The sequence below is a fragment of the Corynebacterium doosanense CAU 212 = DSM 45436 genome (assembly GCF_000767055.1).
GTDB lineage: Bacteria > Actinomycetota > Actinomycetes > Mycobacteriales > Mycobacteriaceae > Corynebacterium > Corynebacterium doosanense.
Window position 1 is genome coordinate 1,041,797 of record NZ_CP006764.1, and the last position, 16,587, is coordinate 1,058,383.

Sequence of the window (16,587 nt, forward strand, 5' to 3'; positions counted from 1 at the left end):
CTAGTCACGGTAGGGCCGGGCGTTCCCGACCAGGTCGCGTACCCACTCGGTGTATTTGACGGCGGCCGGGGCGGGGACGTCGATTAGCGGGAGGGGACTGTCGGAGCCGATCATGACGAGATTGCCGTATTTCTCGCCCGCGAGGATCGCCGGTTCGGAGATGACCGCGACGTGGGCGAAGACCTCGAGCATTCCCGCGAGTTCGCGCCGGGTGGACTGCAGGCCGGGAAACGCGCCGCAGTTGGCCAGGTAGAGGCCGGCGGCGTCGTACGCGGCCTGGAGGAATTCGACCGTGACCAGGTGCGGGGGAGTGGTGCCGCCGGCGAAGACGTCGCGGATGATCACGTCTGACCCGCGCGGGTGCAGCGCGTGGGTGGCCGAGCGCGCCTCTGCGACGACGATCTCCACCGAGGCGGGGATGTCGAACCACTCGCGGACATAGGCAGCGAGCTTTCCATCGAGTTCGATGACCGTGTTGCGGGAGGCCGGGTAGACGTCCGCAAAGTAGCGGGCCAGGGCACACGCCGCCCCGCCGAGATGGACGATGGATTGCGGCTGCGCGGGCTGGGACTTGATCGCCGCGACCACCCAGGACATGTACTCGAAGGTGAGAACCCGGGGCGCGCCGAGGATGATGTGCGAGGACGGGACACCGTTGACCTCGAGGACGTAGGCGCCGTCGCGCTCGGGGTCGGCGGCGACGCGGGCGGTCCCGGTGTCGATGTCGTAGGTGCCCTCGATACGCGCTTTGGGGGCGCGGGGTTTGTCGGCGCGGGGCATGTGACGGGAGTGTAGTTGAGCGTGGAAAAGACAAAGTGAGAAAGGGCGGGCCCTTTTCTCACTGACAGTTTTCTGTCCGGAGACACCGTAGAGACACGAATCACACAGTAGCGAACCGAACGCTAAACCTGGATGAATTTTGGAGAAACTCCACGGCAAATCCGCAGGTCATGGAGGGGGAGCTATATCAATGAGCAAGCAGTTGTGTGATGATGCGAAAGATTGAACTGTCGAAATCCCCTGCGTCCCCGCTAAGGAGAAACATGTCTCGTCTCACCCGTCGCTCGCTCTTTTCCGCAGTCTCTGCAGGAGCCGCCGCCGTCCTGCTGACGGCATGCTCGGAGCCAGCCGAAGAGACCACTTCGACCTCGACCGAGGCTGCGGCGGACGAGCAGGTCACCCTCACGGTCTACACCTCGGAGCCCGAGGAGAAGGTCGACGAGATCAATGCGGCCTTCATGGAGGAGAACCCGGATATCAATGTCGAGGTGTTCCGTGCCGGAACGGGTGACCTCAACGCGCGCATCGCCACGGAGAAGGAGACGGGTGAGATCGAGGCGGACATTCTGTGGGCCGCGGATGCCCCGACTTTCGAGAAGTACGTTGCCGAGGATGACCTGGCCGAGCTCGAGGGCGTGGACACCGACGATGTCATCGACGAGGCAATCAGCGAGGACAACTACTACGTTGGCACCCGCATCATCCCCACCGTCATTGCGTACAACACCGATGTAATGGAGCAGGATCGCCTGCCCGGGTCCTGGGAAGACCTCGCTGACCCGCAGTACCGCGGTCAGATCGTCATGCCCGACCCGGCTGTTTCCGGCGCTGCCGCCTTCAACGCTTCGGCATGGCTCGACAACGATGACCTCGGAGAAGAGTGGCTCAATGCGCTCGGTGAGAACCAGCCGATGATCGCACAGTCCAACGGCCCGACCTCGCAGGAGATCGCCGGCGGCGGGCACCCGCTCGGAGTGGTCGTCGACTACCTCGTCCGTGACCTGGCTGCGGCCGGATCGCCCGTCGAGGTCATCTATCCCGAGGATGGAGCCCCGTACATCACCGAGCCGGCGGCCATCTTCGCGGACTCCGACCAGAAGGACGCGGCCGCGCTGTACATCAACTTCCTGCTCTCAGAGAAGGGCCAGGAACTGGCTGTCGAGCAGAACTACCTGCCGGTCCGTGAGGACGTGGGCACCCCGGACGGCGCGCCCGAACTCTCCGACACCAAGCTCATGGACCTCGACCTGGACGCCATCACCAAGGGCCAGGCTGAGGCTGTCGAGAAGTTCCAGAACGCTGTGCGCTGACCCCGCGTTTCGTGAAGTCCATCCTCTCTCTCCGGCTCGGCACCTGGCTCATCGTCACCGGCCTGTTCATCGCGCCGCTCTCCCTGGTGGTCAGTCTCGCCCTGGGCGGAAACCAGATCCCCGTTCTGCTGAACCAGGGGCTGGGCCAGGCGACGTCTAACTCCCTGTTCACGACGGTGATCTCGGCTGTCGGAGCCGTGATAGTGGGAACGGCGGTGGCGATCCTCGTGGACCGCACCGATGTCGGCGGTTCCTGGGGGTTGCGACTCTTCCTGCTGTCGCCACTACTCATCCCACCATTCGTCGGTGCGATTGCGTGGCTCCAGCTCTTCGGCACCAATCAAGGCGTCAACCGTTTCTTCGGTACGGAGATCTGGAACATCTACGGCGGTGACGGGGTGACGTTCCTGCTCACGGTGCACTCCTATCCGATCGTGTACGTCATCATCGCGGCGGCGCTGCGGCAGATCCCTTCTGACCTGGAGCAGGCGGCGCAGGTTGCCGGAGCCGGCGCAGCGCGGGTGCTGTGGACGGTGACCCTGCCGCTGCTGCGGCCCGCCGTGCTGAGCGCTTTCACATTGACGGCTGTGGCCAACCTCGCAGACTTCGGAATCCCGGCGATCATTGGCTCTCCTGCGGGTTTCGAGACCCTGGCCACGATGGTCTACCGCTTCGTCGATTCGGCAACCGTGGCCAATCCACTCCAGGTCGCGTCGACGATCGGCGTGGTTCTCCTCCTGCTCGGAATCGGAGCGGTCATCGCGGACCACGTGGTTTCCCTGCGGGCGTCGACAAGCCTGGAGGACACGGGCGTGAGTGCGCGATTCCGGCTCGGGGCGGGGCGTATCCCCGTGACCGCCGTCTCCTGGGCCCTCGCGCTCGGTGTCACCGTCGGCCCGATCCTGGGGCTGGCGTACCGCGCGTTGTTGCCCGCGCCCGGCGTACCCTTCACGCTGGGGAACATCAGTCTGGACAACTTCACCCGCTCGGTGAGTAATCCGCGGGTGATCGAGGGGTTCACCAATTCGGCGATGCTCGCGGGCGGCGCGATGATCCTGTGTGGGGTGCTCGGGTGGGTAATAGGCCTGCTCGTGACACGCACTCGCTCGTGGTCCAATACCCCGATGACACTCGTGGTGCTACTGCCCACCGCGGTCCCCGGGCTCATCATCGGTGTCGGTTGGCTCATCCTCGGCCGCTACACCGATCTCTACAACACGCGGTGGCTGATCCTCCTGGCGTACGTGTGTGCTTTCACCGCCCTGGTCCTGCAGGCCGTGCGCGCGCCGCTGCGTCAGACACCGGTGGCGGTGGAGGAGGCCGCGCAGATCTCCGGTGCTGGACGGTTGCGTGCTCTCGTGGAGACCACCGGCGCCATGGCCGTCCCCGCCGCCGTCTCTGGAGCGGTGCTCGTCGCCGTGACCGCGGTCCGCGAGCTGACCGTGTCCGTGCTGCTGGTCGCCCCCGGTTCCACCACCCTGGGAGTGCAGGTGTTCAACCTCCAGCAGGCCGGCAACTATAACCAGGCCTCCGCGCTCTCTCTCATGTTCGCCCTCATTGGGGTCGTGGCGCTTGCGCTGACCGTCCGGGCGCCGAAATCTCCCGTAAGGAGCAAGTGACGTGATCACCCTCGAAGACCTCTCGGTCACCTTCCCCGACGGCACTGTCGGACTCGGCGGGATCAACCTCGACGTTGCTGCCGAGGAATTTGTCGTGCTCGTCGGTCCATCCGGCTCTGGCAAGACCACGCTGCTACGTACCATCGCGGGTTTCCTCACCCCGTCCTCGGGCCGGCTGGCCATCGACGGGCAGGATATGACTCGTGTCCCGCCGGAGAAACGGCACCTCGGCATGGTGTTCCAACAGCACGCAGTCTGGCCGCACATGAGCGTGGCCGGCAATGTCGCCTACCCGCTCAAACGGGCGGGCGTACCCCGCGGCGAGATCGCCAAGACAGTTTCTGACGCCCTCGAGCTCGTGGGACTCGCAGGTTATGAGGATCGCCGGCCCGACAGCCTCTCCGGCGGACAGCGGCAGCGTGTCGCCCTTGCGCGCGCCGTGGTCACCCACCCCAGAGTGTTGCTTCTCGACGAAGCACTCTCCGCCCTCGACGAGCCTCGCCGAGACACCCTGCGACGCGAGCTAGTCGGTCTGAGCCGTCGGCAGGGGTTGACCACCGTGCATGTCACCCACGACCGCGCCGAGGCGCTGGCCATAGCTGACCGGGTCGTCGTCCTAGGTGACGGGAGGATCCAGCAGATCGCCACGCCGCAGGAGTTGTTGCAGCGGCCGACGACGGCGGAGGTGGCCAGCTTCATCAGCGACGCCGCCGTCCTGCCCGCGCGTATCGACGGTCCCTCCGTCACCATCGATTCCCTCGGTATCACCCTGCCGCTCGCGGAATCCGAGATAGTCACGGGTTCGGGTGAGCGGGTCGAGGTCGCGGTCCTGCCTTCCGGTGTGAGTGTCCACCCGGTGGGGACTCCTGGGTCGATCGACGCCGAGGTCACCTCGAGCCTGTTCATGACCGACCGGTACAGCCTCACCGTCGAGGCGGCCGGCGTCCGCTTCCGCGCCTGGGTGAGTGACTGGCGCCCGGAGATAGGGGAGCGTGTAGGGCTGGTGATTCGCCGACCGCTCGTCTATGCGGGGTAGCCGGCTGTCGCCGTCAGAGAGAAACGACGTGCGGAAAAGACAAAGTGAGAAAGGACGAACCCTTTTGCACACCACCGCTGAAGGTTTGCAAAAGGGCTTGCGCTTTCTCACTGTTGGTTTTCCGGAGCCGCAGCCGGCTAAGGCACCTGGTACTCGAGATCCCGTGCGTCGGTCACCAGCATGTGGCCCGGGGCGTGGGTGATGGCGAACGACGGCTTCGACGCAGCCACCACCGCCTGCGGCGTGACACCGCAGGCCCAGAACACGGGGATGGTGCCGTCCGGGATGGGAACGGCGTCGCCGTAGTCCGGGGACATGAGGTCGGAGATCCCGATCGCGGAAGGATCACCCACGTGCACGGGTGCGCCGTGGACGGCCGGGTAACGCGAGGTGATGCGCACCGCGTCGGCGACCTGACCGGCCGGGATAGGCCGCATGGACACCACAAGCGGGCCGGAGAACTGGCCGGCCGGTTCCGTGGCCACGTTCGTGCGGAACATGGGCACGTTGCAGTCGTTTTCGATGTGGGCGACGGGGACGCCGTTCTCCAGCAGTGCGTCCTCAAAGGTGAAGGAGCAGCCGATCATGAAGGTGACCAGGTCGTCGCGCCAATAATCGAACACCTGCACCGGTTCGTCGACAAGTGATCCATTCTCGAACACGCGGTAACGCGGGACGCAGTCGCGGATGTCGGAACCCTGCAACAGGTCAGACGAAACCTGGCCGGGTTCGAGCACGCCGAGCAGCGGGCAGGGTTTGGGGTTGCGCTGGGCGAACAACAGGAAGTCGAAGGCGTCCTCGCGGGGGAGGATCATGAGGTTTGCCTGGGCATATCCACGGGCAAAGCCCGCTGTAGGGCGGGCTTCGGTCCGGAAATGCTCGCGTGCTTCGAGCGGGGTCATGTCAGTCCTAGTTAAAGAGCTTGCCGATGTTGGTGGAGAAGACGTCGTAACCGAGGTAGAGCGTCAGCAGCCAGACCAGGACACCGATGACGATCAGCCACTTCGGGTACTTGTAACCGCGCAGTAGGTCAGTGCGGAAGGTGGCGACCCAGAGGACCATGGCGAAGCCGATGGGCAGGATCAGGCCGTTGAACGCGCCGGCGAAGATGAGCAGTGCCTGCGGAGCCTGGTTGAGGAGGACGTAGACGACGGCACACACGGTGATGAACGCGACGGTGAGCAGGTTGCGGGTACGAGCGCTGGTCTGCTGCGTGGTGACGAAGGAGATCGAGGTGTACGACGCGCCGATGACCGAGGTCAGGCCGGCGGCCCAAAGAACCAGGCCGAACAGGCGCAGGCCGATCTCACCGGCTGCGTGGTGGAAAGCGTCCGCTGCGGTGTTGTCCGTGGAGAGAACGACGCCGCCGGCGACGACGCCGAGGACCGCGAGGAAGAGCAGGACACGCATGATGCCGGTGACGATGACACCGAGGACGGAGGCCTGGGTGACTTCCTTGACGTGCTCCGGGCCGCTGAGGCCGGCGTCGATCATGCGGTGGGCGCCGGCGAAGGTGATGTAACCGCCGACGGTGCCGCCGATGAGGGTGATGATGACCGTGATGTCCACGTCATCCGGGAGGACGGACTGCTTGAGGGCCTCACCGACCGGGGGAGCGGAGACGATGGCGACGTAGAGCATGAGCAGGATCATGATGGCGCCGAGTGCGACCACGAGGCGGTCGACGGCGACGCCGGCGCGCTTGGACAGGAAGATGAAGATGGCGATGGCCGCGGAGACTGCGCCACCGATGCGCGGGTCGAGGCCGAACATGGCGTCGGTGCCCAGGCCGGTGCCGGCGATGTTGCCGATGTTGAACACGGCGCCGCCGATGAAGACGAAGACCGCGATGACCCAGCCGAGGCCGGGGAGGACGCGGTTGCCCAGCTCGTTGGCGCGCAGGCCGGAGACGCCGACGACACGCCAGACGTTGAGCTGGATGGCCACGTCCACGAGGATGGACACGAGGATGGCGAAGGCGAAGGCCGCGCCCATCTTGGCGGTGAAGGTGGAGGTCTGGGCGAGGAAGCCCGGACCGATGGCGCTGGTGGCCATGAGGAACATGGCGCCGAAGATCGCGGAGCGCTTGGCTCCTGACTTCAGCGCCTCGGCCACGGGGGCGTCGGTGGTGGTGTCCACACCGTCCACCTGGGAGGCCGCGGTACTGCTACCGGGCGTGGTGTTATCGCTCATCACGAGTCCTGTCTTTTAGCCTTGATCCACCGATCTGCTTGATGTCCGGGGGCTCACTCGAATTTGAGCTCGGACACGATGAGCGGGCAGGAGGTAGTGTCCCGGTCTCTCACCGGTCTCTTCCACACTGAGCTTCCCGGAGGCTCCTCCATAACTCCGGTCTCGGGCCCCCCTTTCAGAGGCGAATTGGTCAGATCGACACTGTCCGGGGTGGTCCCAACGCCGATTGCCAGAGTCGTGAGAACTCCGTCGCCCACGGCCAGGCTCTCGGCAGATGCAGGATCAGTTTCCTAGCCCGGTGAGCAATCCGGGCCGGGACGCTGATGATCCGTGTTCGCAGCGTCTGGGCGCGCACCTTGCCCATCCGTCCACCAACGACTCCGGCAGCAGCCCGCAGCAGGTTGTGCGTGATCGCTGCGACTGCGAGCCAAGCGGCGTTGGCGTTGAACACCCCGGAGGGCATATGCGCCAGGGCACCATTCTTCAGCTCCGCATTGATCTGCTCGATGATCGCGTGTCTGCGATGGATGTGATCAGCAGCGACAGTGTCGAAACGATCCTGATCGACGGTGGTGAAGAACGCGTGGTACCGGAACAAGTTGAACAACGGGTCTTGCCCGGCAGCCCGTTTTGTTTCGTTGAGTTCCGGGATGCGTCTCACCACCAGACGCCCCGTCGTTTGCAGTGCCTTCTTCTTTGAGGTGAACGCGGTGAATGGGATCTCAGCGACTTCGGCCTTCGAAATCCATGCCCCGGAATCTTCGTCGTAGATCGCTTCGGGGTATTCGATGCCAGTCCAGGAGTCATCGCTGATCATTCCGATCGCTGCTTTGACCCTTTTGTCCATGCGTACCGTGATCGACACATGAGCCCCGCCGTCGTGGGCGGCTTTGACGACGCCTGATGAGTAGTATGCCGAATCAGCGCGCACCAACACCGAAGTGCCAGAGTTGATCCGGGTTGTGGTGGCCAGAGCGTCGGAGACGAATTTGTCAGCACCCCGGGCTGAGGAGGTTGAGCCTTTGCGCAGGCGTTGACCGACGATGATTTGGCCGGAACTGGCAGTCGATGCGGTCGCCAATAGTGCGTTGAGCCCGCGACTACCTTGGTAGCCGAACCCGGCTCCCTGCTTCGACGCGGAGTGAACGTCGATGACGGTGTCGTCGACATCGACGAAGATCATTGACGCCTGTGCACTGTCCTGGTTCGTGGGCAGCAGCGGTGTGTGCGCGTTGAGGTTGGTCAGGAAGCGGGAGGAGATGGCGTCGAGTTGTCTGACGTGGCCGAAGGCGAACGAGCGGAGGAACGAGCCCAGTGTCGAAGGGGCGTAAACGCGGTCGAAGAGGTGTTTCATGCCGCCGTGGCGGACGATGTTCATGTCATCGATCGAGTCGGCCCCGGCAGCCATTCCTGCGACCAGGGTGGCCAGTTTCGGTGCTGGGTTCGCGCCTTTGTCCGCCCCGGTTGTGGTCACGGTCAGACGGTCTTCGGCGAGGGCTGGCAGGCCTGCCTTCTGGGCCAGTGCCATGATCGGGACCAGCCCGGTGGTTGCGGTGAGGTTCTCATCGTCGAAGGAATGGGACGCAGACGCGGGTGTGTGGTTGAATAGCACCTGAGAGGTGCCCCTTTCTGGGCGGGATTGGTTGACTTAGAACATCATCATTTTCCCATTTCAGAGGGGGCATTTCCATTTCATGCGCGGCTTGATCCGGATACTCGCATCGGTGGATCAAGGTTTAGTGACCTAAGTCATGGTCCACATGGAATGCGGCCAGTGTAGACATTGTTGAACAATCGAAGAAAGGTCACGGGGGTGCGGGGGTAGGGCGGGGGGCTTTGCGACGCCCACCCAACGCCCCCGGCGGCGCGCCGCATGGCCATCCCCTGCCCGGGGGTGACCCTTAGATTGATCTTGCAAAGCGGTCCTTGTCGGTGGAAGTTTCCCGGCCCTAAGCTGAGCTGCAATTAAAGTTAGCCTTACCTCAAATAGGAACCCCCGTGATGTGTGCCCCGGCCCTGGTACAACCGCTGTCCATCCGTCTCCGCGAGTGCCCGGCCCAGGCGCACGAACACGCAGAAGGCTCCGACTTCATGACCAGTCTGCTCGGCGGCGACGCTACGCCAGAGGCTTTCACCGCTCTGACGGCGCAGCTCTACTACGTCTACGACGCCCTGGAGGCCGCGATGCGCCGCCACCGTGAGAGCGTCTGGGCCGGGCAGATCTACGACGCCCGGCTAGAGCGTCGAGACGCGATCGCCACCGACCTGGCGTTTCTTCTGGGGCCCGGCTGGCGGGAGGAGATCACGCCGCTGCCGGCCACGAGGCGCTACGTCGAGCGGCTGGAGGAGGCGGACGAGATCGGGGTGATCGGCCACCACTATGTGCGCTACCTGGGCGACGTCGCCGGCGGGCAGGTCATCGCGACGATGATGCAGCGCCTCTACGGAGTCTCGCCCGAGGGCCTGAGCTTCTACGACTTCTCCGCACTGGGAAAGATCAAACCCTTCCGGGACGACTACCGCGCGGCACTCGACGGGCTGGACCTCACCGACGCGCAGGCGGCGGCGCTGACCGACGAGGCCGAGCTGGCCTTCGCCCTGAACTCGGACGTGTTCGCGGACCTCGCCGGGGAGCCGGCGCTCTAGACGGTGGCGCGCTCAGTCATCGAGGCGGCGGTGTCCTTCGGCGCGAGGGCGCCCTCGCCGTCCTCGGCCGCGTCCCAGGTGTCCTGATCGAGGATGCCGTTGCGCTTGGCCACGATCGTGGCCACCACGGACTGACCGGTGACGTTGACCGCGGTGCGCCCCATGTCGATGATCGGCTCGGTGGCCAGGAGCAGACCCACGCCGGCGAGCGGCAGGCCCAGGGTGGACAGCATGAGGGTGAGCATGACGGTGGCGCCGGTGGTGCCCGCCGTGGCGGCGGAGCCGAGGACCGAGACGATGACGATGAGCAGGTAGTGCGTGAGGCTCAGGTCGATGTCGTAGAACTGGGCGACAAAGATCGCGGCGACGGCGGGGTAGACCGACGCACAGCCGTCCATCTTGGAGGTCGCGGCCAGCGGCATGACAAAGGAGGCGTACTCGCGCGGCACGCCCATGGACTGCTCGGCGACACGCTGGTTGACGGGCATGACGCCCATGGAGGAACGGGTGAAGAAGCCCAGGCTCGTCACCGGCCACACCCGCTTGAAGAACCCGCCGACCGGGATGCCGGAGAACGCCAGCGCCGCCGGGTAGACCACGAACATGACCAGCGCCAGGCCCACGTAGATGGCCAGGACGAACTGACCGAGGGAACCCAGGGCCTCCCAGCCGTAGGTGGAGACGGCGCGGCCGATGAGGGCCGCCGTGCCGATGGGTGCCAGGCGAATGATCCACCAGAGGACCACCTGGATGACGCTGAGCAGGGACTCGGCGAAGTGGAGGAAGGGCTCCGCAGATTTGCCGGCCTTGACCGCGGCGATGCCGATGGCCAGGGAGAGCACGAGGATCTGCAGCACGTTGAACGTGACGTTGATGTCGCCGTCGGAGTTGGCGGCGGCGCTCAGGCCCAGGAAGTTGACGGGGACGACGGAGTCGATGAATCCCAGCCAGGAGCCCATGGTGTGCGGCTCGGAGGCCTGGTCGGCGCTCACGGAGGTGGTGTTGCCCGGCTGCATGACCAGTGCGACCACGATGCCGATGACCACGGACACCAGCGCGGTGACGGCGAACCACACCAGGGTGGACACCGCCAGACGGGTGGCGTTGGTGACCTTGCGCAGGTTGGCCACCGAGGTGACCACGGCGGTGAAGATCAGCGGCGGGATGAGCAGGCGCAGCAACTGGACGTAGGCCGAGGCCACCCAGGTGAGCAGCCCGGTGAGCCAGCTGGTGTCCTCGCCGACCAGGTCGGCGTCCAGCGCGCGAGCCAGAAAACCCAGCGCGAGGCCGATGACCAGGCCGATGGTGACCTGGGTGCCGAATCCGGTGAGCCACCCGGGCAGCCGGGACTGCCGGGTATGCCGGGTCTGCTCAGTCTGCTCAGGGGAGGAAGTTTCGGTGTTGAGGGGGGTCGACATGACCGTTCCTCGTCTTTCTAGACAGAGAGGTATGCCAGGAAACTGGCGGAACATGTCGAATAATGGCAGGTATCACCTGGGAAAGCAAGGTGATACCAGTAACCCCGCACCGGCCTGTGCGGGGGAGAGTAGACCGACCAGTATAGAAGTGGCCCGGTTAGCGCACCGTCACCGTCCCCGGTTCGCCCGCCACCGTCTCGCCGATCACGGGGTACCCCGGCACCTCGCCGACCACCAGCAGGCCGCCGGAGGTCTGCGCGTCCGCGAGCAGGATGAGTGTCTCCTCGGCGACGCCCTCGGCGACCAGGTGAGGGCGCACCCATGCGAGGTTGCGCTGGGAACCTCCGGAGACAAACCCCTCGGCGATGGAGGACACCGCGGCCTCGAGGGCCGGCACGGCGGAAGAGTCGAGCACGGCCGACACCCCGGAGGCACGCATCATCTTGTACAGGTGGCCGAGCAGCCCGAAGCCGGTGACATCCGTCGCTGCCCGGACACCCGCGGCCAGCGCCGCCTCGGAGGCCTCCCGGTTGAGTGCGACCATCTGCTCCACCGCCTCGGGAAAGTCCTCCCCGGTGGACTTATGCCGGTTGTTGAGGATGCCCACGCCGATGGGCTTGGTGAGGGTGATGGGCAGCCCGGCTGCGGCGGCGTCGTTACGCATGAGCCTGTCCGGATGTGCCACGCCGGTGACGGCCATACCGTAGGTCGGCTCGGGGGAGTCGATGGAATGCCCGCCGGTGACGGAGATGCCCGCCTGGGTGGCCACGTCCAGCCCGCCACGCAGCACCTCACTCATGAGCTCGGTGGGCAGCACCTCGCGGGGCCAGCCGAGCAGGTTGATGGCGGTGACGGGGCGCCCGCCCATGGCGTAGACGTCGCTCAGCGCGTTGGCCGCGGCGATGCGGCCCCAGTCGTAGGCGTTGTTGACCACGGGTGTGAAGAAGTCCGCCGTGGAGATGACGGCCAGGCCGTCGGCGATGCGCACGGCCGAGGCGTCGTCGCCGTCGTCAAGCCCGACGATGACATTGGGGTCCGCGTGCCCGACCAGGCCGCGCACGGCCTCCTCCAGCTCGCCCGGCGGGATCTTGCAGGCGCAGCCGCCGCCGTGCGCGTACGAGGTCATCTTGTACCGGTCCAACAGTTCGCTCATGGATTCGACCCTAACCGCTTTTGCTATTGTCACGCTCGGAGGCGTACGTGTCCTGGTGGGCGCCCCGGTCTTCAAAACCGGTGAAGCCGAGCATCTCGGCTTGGCGGGTTCGATTCCCGTCCGTCTCCGCCACAATCTCTGGAGGTAAATGGTGAGCGATCCACGGCGCAGAATCCCGCGCACCGACGTGCTGCTGGACCTCCCGGAGGTCCGCGCCGCGGCGCTGTCCGAGGCGGGGAAAAGATCGCTTATCGACGCCGCCCAGTCCCGTGCCCGCGCCCTGGAGATCGCCCCCGAGGAGGTTGCCGCGCAGGTCGTGGCCTCGCTGCCCGAGCGTGCCTCGTCGATGACCCCGGTCATCAACGCCACCGGCGTGATCATCCACACCAACATCGGCCGCGCGCCGCTCTCGGAGCAGGCGCAGCGCGCACTCATCGACGCCGCCGGGTACGCCGACGTGGAGATGGACCTGGCCATGGGGCAGCGGTCAAAGAACCGCGGCGCCGGCGCGCGCGACGCGTTGCTGGCCGCCGTGCCCGAGGCGGAGGACGCGCTGGTGGTGAACAACGGCGCCGCCGCACTGCTGCTGGCCACGACGGCGCTGGCGGAGAACCGCGAGGTGATCATCTCCCGCGGCGAGCTCATCGAGATCGGCGCGGGATTCCGCCTGCCGGAGCTCATCGAGTCCGCGCGGGTGACTCTCCGCGAGGTCGGCGCCACCAACCGCACACACCTGGCGGACTACGCAGGCGCGATCTCGGAGGACACCGGGGCGATCCTCAAGGTGCATCCCTCGAACTACCTCATCACCGGGTTCACCAGCTCCGTCGGTGTGACGGAGCTGCGCGGGCTGGACGTGCCGCTCATCGTGGACCTCGGCTCGGGGCTGCTGCGACACGACGACGCCCTGCCCACCGAACCCGACATCGCCGCCCAGCTCACCGCGGGCGCGGACGTGGTCATCGCCTCGGGGGACAAGCTGCTCGGCGGCCCGCAGGCGGGAATCCTCCTGGGTAAGGCGGACGCCATCGCCCGGCTGAAACGCCACCCGCTGGCCCGTGCCCTGCGCATGGACAAGCTGCGCCTCGCCGCACTGGAGGCGACCGTCGCCGGGCCCGACACCCCGGTCGCCGCGGCACTGCACCTCGACCCGGCCCGCTATCGCGCCCGCACCGAGGCACTGGCCGCGGCGGTCGGCGGAGAGGTCGTCGACCACGACGGCCGGGTCGGCGGCGGCGGGGCGCCGGAGTACCCGCTGCCCGGATTCGCCGTTCGCCTCCCGGCCGAGCTTGCGCCCGCGCTGCGCACCGGCACGCCCGCGGTTCTGCCCCGGGTCCACGACGGTGCGTGCCTGGTGGACCTGCGCTGCGTGCCCGAGTCACGCGACGGCGAGGTCGCGGACGCGATCCAAAGGGCGGGGAAGTAGATGTATGTCGTCGCCACCGCGGGCCACGTCGACCACGGAAAGTCCACGCTGGTCAAGGCGCTGACCGGCCAGGAACCCGACCGCTGGGACGAGGAGAAACGCCGCGGCCTCACCATCGACCTGGGTTTTGTGTGGACCACCCTGCCGTCCGGCCGGGACCTTGCGTTCGTCGACGTCCCCGGCCACGAGAAGTTCCTGGGCAACATGCTCGCCGGCGTCGGCCCCGCACCCGCGGTGATGTTCATCGTCGCCGCGGACGAGGGCTGGCAGGAGCAGTCCGACGATCACCGCGACGCCGTCGACGCCTTCGGTATCACCGACGTGGTCATCGCCATGACCCGCGCCGACCGGGCCGATGAGGAGCAGCGGGAGCAGACCCGCGCCCGGATCGCCCGCGAGGTCGCCGGCACCACCCTGGAGAACGCGCCCGTCATCGAGGTGTCCGCGCACTCGGGGGAGGGCCTGGACGACCTGCGCCGCGCGCTGGACACACTGTTGGAGCTGGCCCCCACGCCGGACCCGGACGCCCGGCTCCGGCTCTGGCTCGACCGCTCCTTCTCCATCAGGGGCGCCGGCACCGTCGTCACCGGCACCCTCGGCGCGGGCACGGTCAGCGTCGGCGACACCCTGGACCTGTCGGGGGTCTCCGTGCAGGTCCGCGGTCTGCAGTCCGAGGAGAAACAGGCCACCAGCATGACCCCGGCCGCGCGTGTGGCCGTCAACCTCCGCGGCCGCAGCGCGGACCAGATCGCCCGCGGCGAGGTCCTGGTCACCCCGGGCGCCTGGATCATCACCGACACGCTCGATGTCGCCGGCTCCGGGTTCGACAACCCCCCGCGCGAGGTGGTCGTCCACATCGGCACCGCCGCGGTGGAGGCCGCTTTTCGACGCCTGGGTGACCGCCACGCCCGCCTCACTCTCACCCGCGCCCTGCCGCTGCAGGTCGGCGACCGCCTCGTCCTGCGCAAACCCGGCGAGCGCAGCGTCTACTCCGGGGTGCAGGTGCTCGACGTCGACCCGCCAGAGCTTGGCCGCCGCGGGGCGGGTGCCCGCCGGGCCACGGAACTCGCCGGGATGAACCCCGCGGGCGACGCCGCCCACGAGGTCACCCGCCGGGGTGCGATGCGGCGCGCGGACATCGTCCGGCTCGGCATCGACGTGCCCGCGGACCCGCCGAAGGGCATCGTCGCCTTCCGCGACTTCTGGGTGCACGCCGTGACCCTCCTGCGGTGGCGCGACGTGCTGGCCAATGCCCTCGACGAGCATGTCGGGGCGGAGCCGCTGTCGCCCGGGCTCAGCCGCGGTGCGGCGCTCACCGCCCTGAATCTCCCGGACGAGAACCTGCTCGGGCTCGTCGTCGCCGCGGCCAAACTCGAACAAGGTGACGGTGTGCTGCGCCGACCGGGCCGCCCGGTCGACCTCGGTGACGCCGAGCGGGGCGTGGCCACGCTGGAGAAACGCCTGCGTGTGGTGCCCTTCGCCGCCCCCGAGGCCGATGACCTGACGGAGCTCGGCCTGGGCACCCGGGAACTCGCCGCGGCCGAGCGCGCCGGGCGGCTCCTGCGCCTCGGAGACGGCGTGGTGCTGCTCCCCGACGCCCCGCGGATCGCCCTGGCCCGCCTGCGCGGACTCGACCAGCCCTTCACCACCTCCGCCGCCAGGCAGGTGCTGGACACGACACGTCGAGTAGCGATACCCCTGCTCGAACACCTCGACACCGCGGGTCTGACCCGGCGTATCGACGGCTCCCTGCGCGAGGTCCGCTGATGCGTGTCGCCGATGACTTTCCCGAGGACCTGAAACTGCTGTTCGTGGGCATCAACCCCTCGCTGCGCTCCGGGGAGGTGGGCGCGCACTTCGCCGGCGCGAGCAACCGGTTCTGGCCCGCGCTGCAGGCCGCGGGGATCGTCGACCGACGCATCCGCACCACCGACGGGATGAGTGCCGCCGACCGCGCACACCTGCACGAGCGCGGCATCGGCATCACCAACATCGTGCCCGAAGCCACCCGGCGCGCCGACGAGCTGACCAGGGAGCAGCTACGCGCGGGATTCGCCGAGCTCAGCGAGAAGATCGACCGCGTGCGGCCCGCGGCCGTCGCCGTCCTCGGGGTCACCGCCTGGCGCGAGGCCACGGGGGACCGCCACGTGGCGATGGGCGAGCAGGACAGCCCGTGGGAGGGCGTGCGCCTGTTCATCGCGCCGAACCCCAGCGGCCTCAACGCGCACTACAAACCCGCGGACCTCGCACGCATCTACGGAGACATCGCCCACGCGGCGGGAATCAGCGGCGTTTCTCCGGAGAGTCCAGCCACGCCTGATCAAGGGGAATGAGCGGGAAGGACTCGTGTGCCGCCCCCACGCGCAGGATCTGCGGCTCGGGCGCGCTGAGGGCCGGGATCTCCTCGGCCGCGAGCTCCGGCCCGACGTCCAGCGCGGCGCGGCCGTCGGCGACGAAGGCGCGGGCGGCCAACGGACGGGTGGAGAGGGTGTCGAGAAGCGAAGCCGGGGTGGAGTGGACCGCGCCGAGGAGCCGGCCGTGGAATCTGGCCACCACCGCGTCGCCGACCGCGTCGAGCTCGACGAGCACCTGCGCGGGAGCCGCCACATCCACGGAGAGGTCGAGCTCCAGGCGACCGCCCTGGCCAAGCACGGGAGAGTCCACCCGGCCCACCGGCACGACAAACGGCGGCGCGGGCAGATCCACCGACCCGAGCATGCGCCCGGATCCGTCCTCGGCGGGCCGGATTCGCGCGGAGGCCCCCGGCGCCAGACCCGAGTGGAAGACCCGCATGAGATCGGGGTAACGCGTGGTCACCGCGGTGGGGATCAGCCCGAGGTAACCGCCGGGGCCGTGGACGAGCCAGCCGTCCCCGCTCATGCGCAGGGTCACGCGGAGATCCCACGTGTCCAGCGCCCACGCGGCGGCCTGGGCGATCTCGGTGAACTCGACCGCGTGGGAGCTGCCCAGTGCGGAGGAGACCAGGGGGTAGGTACGCAGCGCCAT

The 16,587-nt window shown here is 67.4% G+C and carries 14 protein-coding genes and 1 tRNA gene; 8 read left to right on the top strand and 7 right to left on the bottom strand.

From position 1 onward, the window contains the following. On the bottom strand, positions 1–780 hold the full coding sequence (locus CDOO_RS05190; RefSeq protein WP_018022673.1) for a spermidine synthase: 780 nt from the start codon (positions 778–780) through the stop codon (positions 1–3). 263 nt (positions 781–1,043) lie between these two features. On the opposite strand from CDOO_RS05190, the gene CDOO_RS05195 reads away from it, so the two are divergent. The 3 genes from CDOO_RS05195 to CDOO_RS05205 are packed head-to-tail and all read left to right on the top strand — an operon-like array spanning position 1,044 to position 4,745. After that, entirely contained in the window at positions 1,044–2,090 is a 1,047-nt protein-coding gene (locus tag CDOO_RS05195) for an ABC transporter substrate-binding protein (protein ID WP_018022674.1), read from the top strand. Positions 2,091–2,101: 11 nt separating this feature from the next. Further along, a complete protein-coding gene (locus tag CDOO_RS05200) occupies positions 2,102–3,709 on the top strand; it encodes an ABC transporter permease (protein WP_018022675.1) in 1,608 nt (535 codons plus the stop codon). A 1-nt stretch (position 3,710) separates the two neighbouring features. Beyond that, positions 3,711–4,745: an ABC transporter ATP-binding protein gene (locus CDOO_RS05205; RefSeq protein ID WP_018022676.1), complete on the top strand. Its 1,035-nt coding sequence runs from the start codon at positions 3,711–3,713 to the stop codon at positions 4,743–4,745. Between the two features lie 137 nt (positions 4,746–4,882). On the opposite strand, the gene CDOO_RS05210 is transcribed toward CDOO_RS05205, so the two are convergent. The 3 genes from CDOO_RS05210 to CDOO_RS05220 all read right to left on the bottom strand — a co-directional run bounded on the left by CDOO_RS05210 (position 4,883) and on the right by CDOO_RS05220 (position 8,550). Further along, a complete protein-coding gene (locus tag CDOO_RS05210) occupies positions 4,883–5,647 on the bottom strand; it encodes a putative hydro-lyase (RefSeq protein ID WP_026159460.1) in 765 nt (254 codons plus the stop codon). A 7-nt stretch (positions 5,648–5,654) separates the two neighbouring features. After that, complete coding sequence (locus tag CDOO_RS05215; protein ID WP_018022678.1) at positions 5,655–6,938, bottom strand: NRAMP family divalent metal transporter; 1,284 nt, start codon at positions 6,936–6,938, stop codon at positions 5,655–5,657. A 190-nt stretch (positions 6,939–7,128) separates the two neighbouring features. Beyond that, on the bottom strand, positions 7,129–8,550 hold the full coding sequence (locus CDOO_RS05220; RefSeq protein WP_038573261.1) for an IS1380 family transposase: 1,422 nt from the start codon (positions 8,548–8,550) through the stop codon (positions 7,129–7,131). Positions 8,551–8,939: 389 nt separating this feature from the next. On the opposite strand from CDOO_RS05220, the gene CDOO_RS05225 reads away from it, so the two are divergent. Beyond that, complete coding sequence (locus CDOO_RS05225) at positions 8,940–9,584, top strand: biliverdin-producing heme oxygenase (RefSeq protein WP_018022299.1); 645 nt, start codon at positions 8,940–8,942, stop codon at positions 9,582–9,584. Here the strand turns inward: CDOO_RS05225 and CDOO_RS05230 are convergent. Then, complete coding sequence (locus CDOO_RS05230; RefSeq protein ID WP_018022298.1) at positions 9,581–11,002, bottom strand: dicarboxylate/amino acid:cation symporter; 1,422 nt, start codon at positions 11,000–11,002, stop codon at positions 9,581–9,583. The genes CDOO_RS05225 and CDOO_RS05230 overlap by 4 nt on opposite strands. A 157-nt stretch (positions 11,003–11,159) precedes the next feature. Then, entirely contained in the window at positions 11,160–12,155 is a 996-nt protein-coding gene (gene selD, locus CDOO_RS05235; protein ID WP_018022297.1) for a selenide, water dikinase SelD, read from the bottom strand. A 37-nt stretch (positions 12,156–12,192) separates the two neighbouring features. On the opposite strand from selD, the gene CDOO_RS05240 reads away from it, so the two are divergent. From CDOO_RS05240 to CDOO_RS05255, 4 genes are all read left to right on the top strand, one after another. After that, positions 12,193–12,287: transfer RNA gene (locus tag CDOO_RS05240), tRNA-Sec, on the top strand. 16 nt (positions 12,288–12,303) lie between these two features. Beyond that, the gene (gene selA, locus CDOO_RS05245; protein ID WP_018022296.1) at positions 12,304–13,581 is read left to right on the top strand and encodes an L-seryl-tRNA(Sec) selenium transferase; all 1,278 of its coding nucleotides are present in this window, start codon (positions 12,304–12,306) and stop codon (positions 13,579–13,581) included. Continuing rightward, positions 13,582–15,348: a selenocysteine-specific translation elongation factor gene (gene selB / locus CDOO_RS05250; RefSeq protein ID WP_018022295.1), complete on the top strand. Its 1,767-nt coding sequence runs from the start codon at positions 13,582–13,584 to the stop codon at positions 15,346–15,348. Beyond that, positions 15,348–15,914 (top strand): mismatch-specific DNA-glycosylase, encoded by a 567-nt coding sequence (locus CDOO_RS05255; protein WP_018022294.1) that lies wholly within the window; start codon positions 15,348–15,350, stop codon positions 15,912–15,914. The genes selB and CDOO_RS05255 overlap by 1 nt, the downstream gene beginning before the upstream one ends. Here the strand turns inward: CDOO_RS05255 and CDOO_RS05260 are convergent. Next, positions 15,865–16,587: a hypothetical protein gene (locus tag CDOO_RS05260; RefSeq protein ID WP_018022293.1), complete on the bottom strand. Its 723-nt coding sequence runs from the start codon at positions 16,585–16,587 to the stop codon at positions 15,865–15,867. The two genes, CDOO_RS05255 and CDOO_RS05260, sit on opposite strands and share 50 nt — an antisense overlap.